Raw genomic sequence first — 12363 nt, forward strand, 5'->3', positions numbered from 1 at the left:
TTATATATACAGAAAAAGGCCGGACACCTAAAAGGAGTCCGGCCTTTATTGCAATAGCTAAAAAGCTAACATTGCTTATGCAAAAACTATATTAACCTGTTCTGCTTCCAGATCATCGCGCTTTTCAATGCTGCCGATAACCCAGGCATCCTGATTCATTGCTTCAAGACGGGACATAACTTCATCCTTCTCTTGAGCACTGACAATAATCGCATATCCGATACCACAGTTAAATATCTGCAGCATTTCCGGCCAGCTCAATTCGCCCTGTTCTTTCAACCAGTTAAACACTGGAAGAATATCCCAAGAACCAAAAGAGATAGATGCACGTACGGACTTTGGAAGCACACGTGGAATGTTATCGTAGAAACCACCGCCGGTCACATGTACCATACCCTTGAGATTGAAGTCCCTCATGAGCACGCCTACAGCTTCTGTATAAATTGCGGTTGGTTTAAGCAAAACTTCAGAAACGGGCTCTTCTGTACCCGGCATCATATCGTCGCCGGAAAGTCCACTTTCTTCAAAAATTTTACGTACGAGAGTGTATCCATTAGAATGGACACCGGTAGAGCCAATACCAATAATCGCATCACCGACACGAATATTGGATCCGTCTACAATGTTAGCATTGTCTACAATACCAACACAGAATCCAGCAAGGTCGTACTCGCCTTCTTCATACATATCCGCCATTTCTGCGGTCTCACCGCCAAGCAGTGCCATTTTAGACTTACGACAACCAGCCGCAACGCCCGCTACTACCTGCTCGGCTTTATCCACATCGAGTTTACCTGTGGCGAAATAATCAAGGAAAAAGAGTGGCTTTGCACCCTGAACCAGAATATCATTAACGCTCATGGCAACAAGGTCGATACCTACAGTATCATGCTTGTCGAACATGAAGGCTAACTTGAGCTTAGTTCCAACACCATCGGTTCCGGACACGAGTACTGGTTCTTCCATACCCGACAGATCCGGTTTGAATAAGCCACCGAAGCCGCCAATATCCGAAAGCACACCTTTCGTATGGGTATCAGCTACAACGTGTTTAATTCTATCAACAAGGGCGTTTCCTGCATTAATATCAACACCTGCTTCGGTATACGCTCTTGAACGATCTTCAGACATTATCTGCTCCTTGATACTAGTATGATAACAAGATCCTTCGGGAAGCCCGTACATAGGTCTTTACGAAATAAAGAGCAAGGGAGAAACTCATGCACCGTACCCCCATTACAACCAATACCTCATTCATTATAAAACGCGCGCTATACATGCTTTTTACAGCCACAATATGTGTAATAGTGCTTGCACCTTCTCTCACTTTTGCCAAAAAATATCCTAATGTTCACAGAAAGGACAAAGTCATTGGCACGGACTCTTCCGGCATTATTATCAAAGAAGAGTCTCGCAGTGGTGATAGAATCATTCGAGTGAAGCCAGAAAAACAAAAAGAAGAAGATTGTAACAAATACACTGACGGTCAGTATCCAATCATTATTGAGCTGAAACCGGACATTTCAAATTACAAAAAGTAGGTGACTATGCATCCTGCCAAACTATGGAGACCCCTGGGTGAATCAGACGGTTCTGCGCCTACCAATGTTCAGTGCAGACTATGCAGCCACTTTTGCAAAATCAAGCCGGACAATATCGGCATCTGCGGTGTGCGCAAGAACGTTAACGGCAAGCTGTACACCCTTGTATACGACAGAGTAGCAGCCGCCAATTTAGATCCTATTGAAAAAAAGCCTTTGTACCATTTCCTACCCGGAACCAACACGTTTTCATTCGGGACTGTAGGATGCAACTTGGCGTGTTCATTTTGCCAGAACTATTCGCTCTCAACAACGCCTCGACTAACAGGTAACATTACAGGGCAACTTACAAGACCAGAACAAATTGTGGCACTAGCACTTGAATCTGGCGCGAAGTCCATTTCGTACACGTACTCTGAGCCAACTGTATTTTTCGAACTCGTGGTCGAAACTGCAAAACTTGCTATTGATCATGGGTTAAAAAATGTTCTGGTATCCAATGGGTTTCAATCACCTGAATGCCTTGCAGAGCTGAAAGACCTTATTCACGCCTGCAATATAGATCTTAAAGCCGCCACAGAATCCTTCTACCATAACATTTGCGGAGCACATATTCGTCCAGTTCTGCGCAATTTAAAAACTATTCGTCAAATGGGTTGGTGGCTGGAAGTGGCAACCCTGCTTGTGCCAAAAGAAAATGATGCCAAAGAAGAACTCGAAACCCTTGCCTGTTTTATTAATGATGAACTCGGCAGTGACACCCCGTGGCACATCACCCGATTCCATCCGACATATAAAATGCAAGACCACATTGCGACTCCAATAGAAACTTTAGAACAGGCCGCAGCTATTGGCAAAAAAGCCGGTCTCAATTATGTGTACGTAGGAAACATCCAAGGACACAACGGGCGCGACACACAATGCCCTTCGTGTGGCTGCACAGTCATACACCGCAAGGGGTACACTGCAGCCAAGAACGATTATTCTAACTGTCCGTCCTGCAAGGCACATATCGCAGGCGTATGGAGTACTCATGATTCTCGTTAATACCGGAAACGGTAAGGGAAAAACAACAGCATCTGTCGGCCAGGCCATTCGCGCACTGGGACAGGAACACACAGTGGCATTCGGTCAATTTATGAAGCGGGACAATCAGGCTGGCGAGCAGTACATGCTGCGCAAGCTATTGGGCGATCTCTTCTTTGCACCGGGCGATGGCTTTTTGACTAAGCCGGAACAATTTCCAAAGCATCGGGCAAGTTCTGAAAAACTTATCTGGTGGGCAAAGGAACGGATTCTGGACGTTGATATGCTTATTCTCGATGAAGCGCTCTACGCTCTTTCCTCTAAACTTATTACACGTGAAGAGCTGGAAGAATTAGTAGCATTAGCAAGGAATAACGACACCCACTTAGTACTTTCAGGTAGAAATGCTCCACAGTGGCTTATTGATGAAGCAGACCTTGTTACCGAGATGACAGAAGTTAAGCATCATTATAAAGCGGGCATCCCAGCACAAAAGGGAATAGAATTTTAACATAAATTTATACATTTCCTCTTGCCAGCAAGAGAAGATTCCCCTAAAAACTTCTTCGCGACGGAGAGTAGCGCAGCTTGGTAGCGCATCTGGTTTGGGACCAGAGGGTCGCAGGTTCGAATCCTGTCTCTCCGACCACGAATATTTAGCTCACAGTGAAAACTGTGAGCTTTTTTCGTTTTCAGCCATGAAACACCTCGACTGCTCGATTCTTCACCTCAATTCTCTATAGTCCATGAACACTTCTCAACACATTCACTCTATTTTTCTTTGAGCCTCAATCAAAAACAGTTCTAAAATGCACTAATTTGAACTTTTCTGCATTTTTTCCTTGCAAGTCGCATGAGTTTTCCTTAGTACTTCTTTCGCGACGGAGAGTAGCGCAGCTTGGTAGCGCATCTGGTTTGGGACCAGAGGGTCGCAGGTTCGAATCCTGTCTCTCCGACCACGATTATTTAGCTCACAGTGAAAGCTGTGAGCTTTTTTTGTATCCAGTGCACGCAACTGAACATATCATCACTACAACAGCACTCCTTATTGTTATAGTAGCGCACATGGATAGAACTCGAATATAGTCATCTTCAGCAGAAAAAGAGCGCAAACAGCATTTATTTTGTATTTTCTGCATTTTTCACTTGCACCGCCCGCTTCTTTTCCTTAGTACATCCTTCGCGACGGAGAGTAGCGCAGCTTGGTAGCGCATCTGGTTTGGGACCAGAGGGTCGCAGGTTCGAATCCTGTCTCTCCGACCACGAATTTAAAGCTCACAGTGTAAACTGTGAGCTTTTTTTGTATCCAATCCTCTTCCCTCAAGCCCGACACGTTCCCCATTCATTTCTCCCGTAAATAACGCTTTCTTTTAGGCCAGATACGGCGTACCTAGCTCTTTATTTACAAACTTGTCATATTTACGGAGCAAAGCTGTGATTCTTCCACTCGGTTCACTTTTCAATGTTGCCTGCATTGTCATTGGGGGTACATGCGGACTTGCGATTGGCGGTCGATTACCTGAACGGGTACGCAATATTGTTTTTTCCGGTCTTGGGCTATGCACTCTCATCATTGGTGTTCAAATGGGTATGCAAAGCAAAAACCTTTTGGTTCTTGTATTCAGCATACTTCTTGGTTCCATCACCGGAGAATTGCTCAATCTAGAAAAGTTACTCACACGCGGCGCAGACAAACTAAAAAAAGTCGTCAAATCAAATAATTCAAAATTTACAGACGGCTTTGTTTCTACCTCAGTACTTTTTTGCATCGGTTCAATGGCAATTCTTGGATCATTTGAAGAAGGGCTTCGCGGCGAACATACAATTTTATTCGCCAAATCCATTCTTGATGGATTCGCAGCCATGGCATTTGCCGCTACCTACGGCGTCGGCGTGCTGTTTTCCGCTATTCCCGTTTTCATTTATCAGGGCAGCCTTACTGAGTTTGCTACATATTTACAGCCTATCATGACAGACAGCATGATGACGGAACTCACAGCCACCGGCGGCGCGCTTATTATCGGCATTGGCATCAGCCTGCTTGAACTCCGCACCATCTCGTTAACAAACATGCTTCCTGCTCTACTTTTTGCACCAATATTCGCTTACTTTTTTGGTTAGCAGAAATAGTTCAACAAATTTTTAGTTACCGCGACATGCAAAGAAACGTTCAAACTATCTCGGCTGCAATTATCCGACATATTTAAAAAGAAGGAGAAATTCACAATATGAATGTGAATTTCTCCTTCTTTTTAAATATCATCTAGTTACTCAGCAGAACACGTCCCTCATCAAACATGCAGGACGTCATCGAAGCCTCTACTGCCTATTCCCATAGTGACACAAGACACTTTACCGATATCCTTTGAGTATCAGATCTGCCAGCAGGAACGCACAGGCATATCTACATCTAGTTTATGTTCAATTGCGGCCTGTATGGCAACCTTAAGACCGCCAACAGTGGTATCCAACGACATACTCGGGCTCCCAAGAAAAGCATCCGTAGCAGCCACTTCTGGCAGTGCAGGTAAATGTATCCACCCTGCCCTTATAGGGAGCTTATTCGATTCGACATGATGTATTACACCATACATAAGATGATTACACATCAAGGTTCCAGCCGCATCAGAAATATCCGCAGGAAATCCCGCTTTACGCATTGCCAGCACCATAGCCCGTAACGGCAGCGTGGCGTAATATGCTGCAGGTCCACCCGGCACGACTGGCTCTCCCTGTTGCGTCAGTCCGTCATTATCATGCAATCCATACCGGGTAGAATCATTTATGTTCTGAGCGATTCGTTCAATCGTCAACATTGCCCTACCGCCAAATTCACCCAGCATTATGACCATCACTGGATTATGTTTTTCAATAGCACTGACTACTGTGTCGATGCATTTGAACCAGTAGCTCGGGGCTTCCACACCTACAACACGAACGCCAGCAATGATTTGACCATCTAAAGCCTCGGCTGATTGATTGGCGGGATTCACAGGCGTATTGCCGTAAGGCCCAAAGCCAGTCACCAAAATTGTATCCATGCAAAACTCTCCTTTCCTTGCCGGTCAACATCACCGGTGTTCCAAATGTCCACACTGTGCCTCCCTAAAAACAGAGGCCTCTCAACAGTACTAACATTATGGCATGGAGAGTGTTGTTACAAGAAAGCCAATCATTCTATAAACAGTCCCCACCGCTTTCGAATACTTCCTATTTCTAAGCTTTGAACTTATGCGCTCGACTTGAGTGCTCCTACCAACGTATATTTTCAAAATTCTGCCAGTGGCAGTTTTTCATAGAAAAGCATCAAACTTGAGCTTAAAAACGTTTTTTTTGCATTGAAAGTCAAAATATTCACTTTTTTTTTCGCATAAACTTTACGTTTTCTGCATTTTTTCCTTGCAAGTCACTCCGGTTTTCCTTAGTACTTTTCCGCGACGGAGAGTAGCGCAGCTTGGTAGCGCATCTGGTTTGGGACCAGAGGGTCGCAGGTTCGAATCCTGTCTCTCCGACCATGAATTTAAAGTTCACAGTGAAAACTGTGAGCTTTTTTCATATCCACTGCTTTGCATTTTTACACCTACAGTAGAAAATAGCGGAGCACAGGGAACCTCTATGCAGACTCAAAGAGCCTACATCAAAAAAATGTGACTAAATTTTAATAAAATTGCATTTTTTACTTGCAACTCCCGCCACTTTTCCTTAGTTACATTTCTCGCGACGGAGAGTAGCGCAGCTTGGTAGCGCATCTGGTTTGGGACCAGAGGGTCGCAGGTTCGAATCCTGTCTCTCCGACCACGAATTTTTAGCTCACAGTGCAAACTGTGAGCTTTTTTTATGTCCGCTGCCTTGCTGCAAGCAGCTACGTCCAGAACAAAAGTCTATGGCGTCACCCTATCGTCATGGAACAGACAGCATCAAAGGCGCAACGCCAAGCACCCTTGCCTCATTCTCATTTCAAAAATTCTCCATAAAAAAACGCTTCTATGTTTTCACACAGAGGCGCTTTATATTTCTATCGCTATGCCCTTGCTAGCAACGTCCAAAAAGCACAGCATCAATAGCTGCTACTGCACATGTAAGGCGTTCCTGCCGTGTCCCTTGTACTTCTACAAAAGACACACACCGATTCTCCAACTCTTTCTTAAACAGCTTCTGCATACGCCCGCGTTCAAGAGGTCGATCCCGCTGTCCGTCATCTTCCCACGGAATGTCGATTCCACAAAGAACGTATAGAGTATAGACTCTTTCATCCATTGTCGTCTCAATCCACTCAGGATTATTTTTGTAATAGTATTTGTTGTACACAGCCGAAGATAACATATTCGTATCGCAGAGCAGAAAGGGAGGACGCTTTGCTTCTACAGCCAATTCTGCCTCAAGCTGTCCTTTTGCAATAGGCAGAGCATCTTCAAGTGTGAGCTCTCCGTCATGCTCTACAAAGTACTTACGCAAGTACTCTTCAACATACGGCACACCATAATACTTTGCTAACATGTCTGTTAACGTAGATTTCCCCGTACATTCAGACCCGGTAACAACAACACGAACAATCGGGGCAGCGTTAGGCGACATAATCTTTTCCTCGTTTAAGCAGTCTGGCATTTGGCTTCAGTATTCACGGTATCTGCCTGCATAGACTTGTACCAACTGTAAAGACCGGCAACTGCCATAATGGTGTACACAGCCATAAGACCACTGTACCCAGTCCACCCTTTAGCAAAGTAAATATAGATGTACATTGCGTCAGCAACAATCCACAGAATCCAGTTCTCCAGATATTTTCGTGCGAGCAAGTACTGAGCAATCAAACTGATGACTGTGGTAATTGTATCCAGCCACGGAAATGCAGCATGTAATATATTCTGAGAGATGTATCCAAAAATCATTATGCCCACGATGCCTACACCAGTGAGCTTTAAAGCAAGTGCCTTATCCACAGTGCGCACCGGCAACGGAGTATCATTTTCGCCACCGCGCATCCACTGCCACCAGCCATAAAAGCCGAGCACTACGTACACAAACTGGAGAAAGGCATCCATGTAGAGCCTTCCGTTAAAAACAACCACCATCCAAATGCCAACACTGAGAATGCCAAACGGCCAGCATAATGGCTTTTGACGCACACTTAAAACAATATAAATAAGTCCAGTTGCAATCGAAATACGTTCAGGCCAGCTCATAGCTTCCACAAAGCCGAGAACGAAGTTAAGAAGTTCCATAGTATTTCCTTTAGAGCCGCCAACTTGAGCAGATGCAACCCGTATAAATAGTAAAATAAAAAAAAAGATTAATTACAAACAGCACGCCACAGCGCACCCGCAGGGTACTCATTCAGTACAGCTTGAAAGCTCGCCTACGGTTGATACCGCTACTTCAAAAAACAAATCCACACACACCCAAGTATGCCTCAATCTCATTTTTTTATGCCGCTATACTCTCTTTATCCGTGAAGCTCGAAGACTTACTAACGGCTAACGGCTGCGCAGCTCTTTTTTAATCTGTAAAAAAAGGCTTTGTACGCAATCTCAATCAGCACAGGATGCCTCGCCAGTAAAGAATCATGCTCTCTTCTATCGACACCCTCATGCGCATGAGCGTTTATGTATTGATTGAATGTACAAAGTCAACTCACCGTGCCCACCTATTTTTCTCATACGATGAAATCTAGCCGTAACCACATCGAGCGATAACAGTCACACAACAATGCATGAGTGGGCATCGCTATATCATGCGCAATATCAGAAAAAAAAATGATTTTTTGCATTTTTTACTTGCATCTAACTCCAGTTTTCCATATCACTTCTTTCGCGACGGAGAGTAGCGCAGCTTGGTAGCGCATCTGGTTTGGGACCAGAGGGTCGCAGGTTCGAATCCTGTCTCTCCGACCACGAATATTTAGCTCACAGTGAAAACTGTGAGCTTTTTTTGTGTCCTATTTTTCACCAGCACGTTCCATCGTCTGTCCCACCAGCGAAAAAGAGATCTATTCCCAAAAAAAACTCTCAGATTTATCAGTATACAAAAAAAGGAGCTTCAGATTACTCTGAAGCTCCTTTACTATTCTAGGAATAAACGCCTCGCCGCAACAAGTGCAGCGAAGTGTACTACAACCTATTCTACAACGTATGCTTTAACGATAGCAACCTGCTCAACAGGAACGTCCTGATGGAAACCGAAGCTACCAGTTTTTACGCCCTTCATGATGTCGATGATCTCAGTGCCTTCTACAACTTTACCGAAAACTGCGTAGCCCCAGCCGCTCACGGATTTACCGGAGTGGTTAAGGAATGCGTTATCTTTAACGTTGATGAAGAACTGAGCAGTAGCAGAATCAGGATCCTGAGTACGTGCCATTGAGAGAGTGTATTTATCGTTAGCGAGGCCGTTGTCAGCTTCGTTTTTGATTGGCTCACGAGTTTCTTTCTGTTCCATATCAGCGTCAAAACCGCCGCCCTGGATCATGAAGTTGTCGATTACGCGGTGGAAGATAGTACCATCGTAGAAACCGTCACGAACGTACTGTTCGAAGTTCTTAGAGCTTTCAGGAGCTTTTTCTGTATCGAGTTCAACAACAAAGTTGCCCATTGTAGTTTCAAATTTAATCAAAACGGAATCCTCTTTAGCCAGCGCACTGCTGGAAGTGAATGTTACTAAAAGAAGCGCTACTGCGCCAAGTAAATGTAAAAGTCGCATATGCACTCTCTCCATATTATGTAGATTGATTGTAGGTGCATTATCAAAAGCCGCTTGTATCTGCAATATTCGTCTTATGAAATCGTAAATTGCAAATCTTCGAAGTCGTCATCTTCCGTTACAACATCAATGACAACATGCTGACCTTCTCGTAACTCACCGCCAATAAGCTTGCGTGCAAGCGTAGTCTCAAGTCTCTGCTGTAGATAACGTCGCAGAGGACGAGCACCGTACACAGGGTCGTACGCGTTGTCTGCAATAAAATCACGCGCAGCCTCGGTGAGCTCCAAGGTGATCTTACGACCTTCCAGCCTTGCACGCAACCGGCCTAGAAGAAGTTCAATAATCTCTTTAATCTGTTCACGTAACAGAGGTTTAAAGAGTACCGTCTCATCAACACGGTTCAAAAATTCCGGCCTAAAGTGCTTGCGCAGCTCCTGCATAACAGTCTCACGAATACCATCTGCAAGATGGCCGTCCGGAGAGATGCCCTCAAGCAACAACGGTGCACCGATGTTGGAGGTCATGATGATAATTGTATTTTTAAAGTTAACGGTGCGTCCCTGACTATCAGTCAAACGTCCGTCATCTAAAATCTGCAACAAGGTATTAAACACATCGGGATGTGCTTTTTCTACTTCATCAAAAAGCACTACACTGTAAGGCTTACGGCGCACAGCCTCTGTGAGCTGTCCACCCTCGTCATATCCGATGTATCCAGGAGGGGCACCGATAAGACGGGCAACAGTGTGTTTTTCCATGTACTCACTCATATCGAGTCGTACAATATTATCTTCTGTGTCGAACAATGCTTCTGCCAGAGTCTTACACAACTCTGTTTTACCAACACCGGTCGGTCCCAAGAATATGAAGGAACCAATAGGCCGGTTTGGATCAGAAAGGCCTGCGCGTGAACGCAGAACAGCTTCAGAAACAGCCTCAACAGCTTCATCCTGTCCAATCACTCGTTCATGTAATTCAATAGGCAGACGTAACAGTTTGTCACGCTCAGCCTCCACAAGACGTGTGACAGGAATGCCTGTCCAAAGTGCCACAATACTGGCTACGTCTTCAGGACGAACTTCTTCTTTCAGCAGACGCTCGTCTCCGCCCTCTTCATCCTGTTCTGGATTCAGGCGGTTCTCAAGATCATTCAGCACAGAATATTTAAGCTGTGCAGCCGTATTCAAATCATAATTACGTTCAGCTTCTTCAATCTTACGCTTGGTTTCTTCAATCTGTTCTTTCAACTGTCGCTGCGAATCAATGGCACCCTTTTCTTTTTCCCATTTAGACATGAGGTCTGCATGAGTGCCGCGCAACTCAGAAAGTTCATTTTCAAGTTTTTCCAAACGCTCACGGGAAGCTTGATCAGTTTCTTTACGAAGTGCTTCACGTTCAATTTCAAGCTGCATCATCTTGCGGCTGGCTTCATCCAGTTCCGCAGGCATAGAGTCAATCTCTGTACGAATCATTGCCGCAGCTTCATCAATAAGGTCAATAGCCTTATCCGGCAGCTGACGGTCTGAAATATATCTGTCGGAAAGCATAACAGCTTCCACAATTGCGGAGTCGCTGATGCGCACACCATGGTGCACTTCAAAGCGTTCCTTCAAGCCACGCAGGATAGAAATAGTGTCTTCAAGCGTCGGTTGATCTACAACAAGCGGCTGAAAACGACGCTCCAGAGCAGGATCTTTTTCGATGTACTGACGGTATTCATCAAGTGTAGTGGCACCAATGCAATGCAGTTCTCCTCGAGCCAGCATAGGCTTGAGCAAGTTACCGGCATCCATTGCGCCTTCTGTTTTACCGGCACCTACAATAGTATGCAGTTCATCAATGAACATTAAAATACGGCCTTCAGATTTTTCAACTTCTGCAAGAACCGCTTTAAGACGCTCTTCAAACTCACCACGATACTTGGCACCAGCAATCAGCGCGCCCATATCAAGAGCAAACAAGCTTTTGTCTTTTAGACTTTCAGGCACATCACCGTTCAAAATACGATGAGCGAGCCCTTCAACAATAGCTGTTTTACCAACACCTGCCTCACCAATAAGCACAGGGTTATTCTTAGTACGACGGGAAAGAATACGGATAGTACGACGAATCTCAGCATCTCGCCCGATAACAGGATCAAGCTTGCCTCTTCGGGCTTCATCTACAAGATCACGACCATATTTGATCAAAGCCTCATAGGTATCTTCTGGATTCTGTGATGTTACACGCTGAGCACCACGAACTTCGTTCAGAGACTTCAAAACATCTTCATAAGTGAAGTTCATAGCCTTAACCACTGCCGCAACGGATGGAGCAACAGGTGGTTCCAGTGCTACACAAAACAGATGCTCAACGCTGACAAATTCGTCTTTCATGCGTTTTGCAAAATCCTGTGCGCGCACTAACAACTGGTTCAGCTGCTGAGTCACCATAATAGTGTCGTGACTGGCACCGGGGCCGCTCACGGAAGGTCTTTTACGAATTTCTTTTTCTAATGCAGACCCAAAACGGGCTGGATCAACATTCACGCGCTCTAAAATGCGCCGAACAAGACCCTGCTCTTGATCCACCAATGCAAGCACGAGATGATCAACATCCACTTGCTGGTGCCCAAAACGAATTGCAATGTTTTGTGCCTCACTAATGGCTGCCTGAGATTTTTCAGTGAACTGATTTAAATCCATATTGCACTCTCCGAATCATTGAACATACTGAAATATAAAATCGTAACTGCGATATTATTCCGCGCCAGACTCAAGCTCTTCAACTTTACGTTCTAAATCCTGAACACGTTCGAGCAAATCAACAATGATCGAACCGCCTGTCGGAGTTAGACTAAAATCATCACAAATACGGATAAGCTTGCGGACGCGAAAAACGTCCTTACGAGTAAACAAGTAATGCTTATCCGCAGCCTTCGCAGGAATAATCCATTCCATCTCAAGCAACTCGCCCAATTTAGAAGGATGAATTCCCGTAAGCTCTAAAAATTGAGCCCATGCAATGCGATCCGATTGAACAGGCAATTCTTCAGATATCATCTGTAACTCCAGAATAGTACGTGTCATTGCAAGCCTCCCGTATTTGCGAAGATATT

General features: G+C 44.9%; 11 protein-coding genes and 6 tRNA genes. 10 read left to right on the top strand and 7 right to left on the bottom strand.

From position 1 onward, the window contains the following. Positions 1-75: 75 nt before the first annotated feature. A complete protein-coding gene (gene purM / locus MKHDV_RS08850) occupies positions 76-1131 on the bottom strand; it encodes a phosphoribosylformylglycinamidine cyclo-ligase (RefSeq protein WP_160714414.1) in 1056 nt (351 codons plus the stop codon). An 89-nt stretch (positions 1132-1220) separates the two neighbouring features. On the opposite strand from purM, the gene MKHDV_RS08855 reads away from it, so the two are divergent. From MKHDV_RS08855 to MKHDV_RS08885, 7 genes are all read left to right on the top strand, one after another. Continuing rightward, on the top strand, positions 1221-1541 hold the full coding sequence (locus MKHDV_RS08855) for a hypothetical protein (RefSeq protein WP_160714416.1): 321 nt from the start codon (positions 1221-1223) through the stop codon (positions 1539-1541). A 6-nt stretch (positions 1542-1547) separates the two neighbouring features. Beyond that, positions 1548-2588: an AmmeMemoRadiSam system radical SAM enzyme gene (amrS, locus tag MKHDV_RS08860; RefSeq protein WP_160714418.1), complete on the top strand. Its 1041-nt coding sequence runs from the start codon at positions 1548-1550 to the stop codon at positions 2586-2588. Next, positions 2575-3078 carry a cob(I)yrinic acid a,c-diamide adenosyltransferase gene (locus MKHDV_RS08865; protein WP_160714420.1) on the top strand — a complete coding sequence of 168 codons (504 nt, stop codon included), beginning with the start codon at positions 2575-2577 and terminating at the stop codon, positions 3076-3078. Before amrS ends, MKHDV_RS08865 begins: the two co-directional genes overlap by 14 nt. 61 nt (positions 3079-3139) lie before the next feature. Next, positions 3140-3216, top strand: a tRNA-Pro gene (locus tag MKHDV_RS08870). Positions 3217-3449: 233 nt separating this feature from the next. Beyond that, positions 3450-3526, top strand: a tRNA-Pro gene (locus tag MKHDV_RS08875). A gap of 227 nt (positions 3527-3753) precedes the next feature. Next, positions 3754-3830, top strand: a tRNA-Pro gene (locus MKHDV_RS08880). 171 nt (positions 3831-4001) lie between these two features. Further along, complete coding sequence (locus MKHDV_RS08885) at positions 4002-4688, top strand: DUF554 domain-containing protein (protein WP_160714422.1); 687 nt, start codon at positions 4002-4004, stop codon at positions 4686-4688. Positions 4689-4939: 251 nt separating this feature from the next. Here MKHDV_RS08885 and pcp read toward each other — a convergent pair whose 3' ends face one another. Next, entirely contained in the window at positions 4940-5608 is a 669-nt protein-coding gene (pcp, locus tag MKHDV_RS08890) for a pyroglutamyl-peptidase I (RefSeq protein ID WP_160714424.1), read from the bottom strand. Positions 5609-6005: 397 nt separating this feature from the next. On the opposite strand from pcp, the gene MKHDV_RS08895 reads away from it, so the two are divergent. After that, positions 6006-6082, top strand: a tRNA-Pro gene (locus tag MKHDV_RS08895). Between the two features lie 206 nt (positions 6083-6288). Continuing rightward, positions 6289-6365, top strand: a tRNA-Pro gene (locus MKHDV_RS08900). Between the two features lie 234 nt (positions 6366-6599). Here MKHDV_RS08900 and MKHDV_RS08905 read toward each other — a convergent pair. Next, positions 6600-7142, bottom strand: coding sequence for an AAA family ATPase (locus tag MKHDV_RS08905; RefSeq protein ID WP_160714523.1), 543 nt, complete (start codon positions 7140-7142; stop codon positions 6600-6602). Positions 7143-7156: 14 nt separating this feature from the next. Beyond that, positions 7157-7789, bottom strand: coding sequence for a nicotinamide riboside transporter PnuC (gene pnuC / locus MKHDV_RS08910; protein WP_160714427.1), 633 nt, complete (start codon positions 7787-7789; stop codon positions 7157-7159). A 592-nt stretch (positions 7790-8381) separates the two neighbouring features. Here pnuC and MKHDV_RS08915 point away from each other — a divergent pair. Next, positions 8382-8458 (top strand) — tRNA-Pro (locus MKHDV_RS08915). Positions 8459-8681: 223 nt separating this feature from the next. On the opposite strand, the gene MKHDV_RS08920 is transcribed toward MKHDV_RS08915, so the two are convergent. The 3 genes from MKHDV_RS08920 to MKHDV_RS08930 all read right to left on the bottom strand — a co-directional run bounded on the left by MKHDV_RS08920 (position 8682) and on the right by MKHDV_RS08930 (position 12334). Beyond that, on the bottom strand, positions 8682-9263 hold the full coding sequence (locus tag MKHDV_RS08920; protein WP_160714429.1) for a peptidylprolyl isomerase: 582 nt from the start codon (positions 9261-9263) through the stop codon (positions 8682-8684). Positions 9264-9337: 74 nt separating this feature from the next. Then, the gene (gene clpB, locus MKHDV_RS08925; RefSeq protein WP_160714431.1) at positions 9338-11950 is read right to left on the bottom strand and encodes an ATP-dependent chaperone ClpB; all 2613 of its coding nucleotides are present in this window, start codon (positions 11948-11950) and stop codon (positions 9338-9340) included. Between the two features lie 54 nt (positions 11951-12004). After that, positions 12005-12334, bottom strand: coding sequence for a chaperone modulator CbpM (locus MKHDV_RS08930; protein WP_160714433.1), 330 nt, complete (start codon positions 12332-12334; stop codon positions 12005-12007). Positions 12335-12363 lie beyond the last annotated feature (29 nt).

Origin of the sequence: Halodesulfovibrio sp. MK-HDV, from assembly GCF_009914765.1 — a bacterium.
In the GTDB taxonomy this organism is placed as follows: domain Bacteria; phylum Desulfobacterota; class Desulfovibrionia; order Desulfovibrionales; family Desulfovibrionaceae; genus Halodesulfovibrio.

Coding starts and splice junctions, on each gene's coding strand:
- pnuC (WP_160714427.1), bottom strand. CDS start 7,789: ATGGAACTTCTTAACTTCGTTCTCGGCTTTGTGGAAGCTATGAGCTGG.
- MKHDV_RS08930 (WP_160714433.1), bottom strand. CDS start 12,334: ATGACACGTACTATTCTGGAGTTACAGATGATATCTGAAGAATTGCCT.
- amrS (WP_160714418.1), top strand. CDS start 1,548: ATGCATCCTGCCAAACTATGGAGACCCCTGGGTGAATCAGACGGTTCT.
- MKHDV_RS08920 (WP_160714429.1), bottom strand. CDS start 9,263: ATGCGACTTTTACATTTACTTGGCGCAGTAGCGCTTCTTTTAGTAACA.
- MKHDV_RS08855 (WP_160714416.1), top strand. CDS start 1,221: ATGCACCGTACCCCCATTACAACCAATACCTCATTCATTATAAAACGC.
- purM (WP_160714414.1), bottom strand. CDS start 1,131: ATGTCTGAAGATCGTTCAAGAGCGTATACCGAAGCAGGTGTTGATATT.
- clpB (WP_160714431.1), bottom strand. CDS start 11,950: ATGGATTTAAATCAGTTCACTGAAAAATCTCAGGCAGCCATTAGTGAG.
- MKHDV_RS08865 (WP_160714420.1), top strand. CDS start 2,575: ATGATTCTCGTTAATACCGGAAACGGTAAGGGAAAAACAACAGCATCT.
- MKHDV_RS08905 (WP_160714523.1), bottom strand. CDS start 7,142: ATGTCGCCTAACGCTGCCCCGATTGTTCGTGTTGTTGTTACCGGGTCT.
- pcp (WP_160714424.1), bottom strand. CDS start 5,608: ATGGATACAATTTTGGTGACTGGCTTTGGGCCTTACGGCAATACGCCT.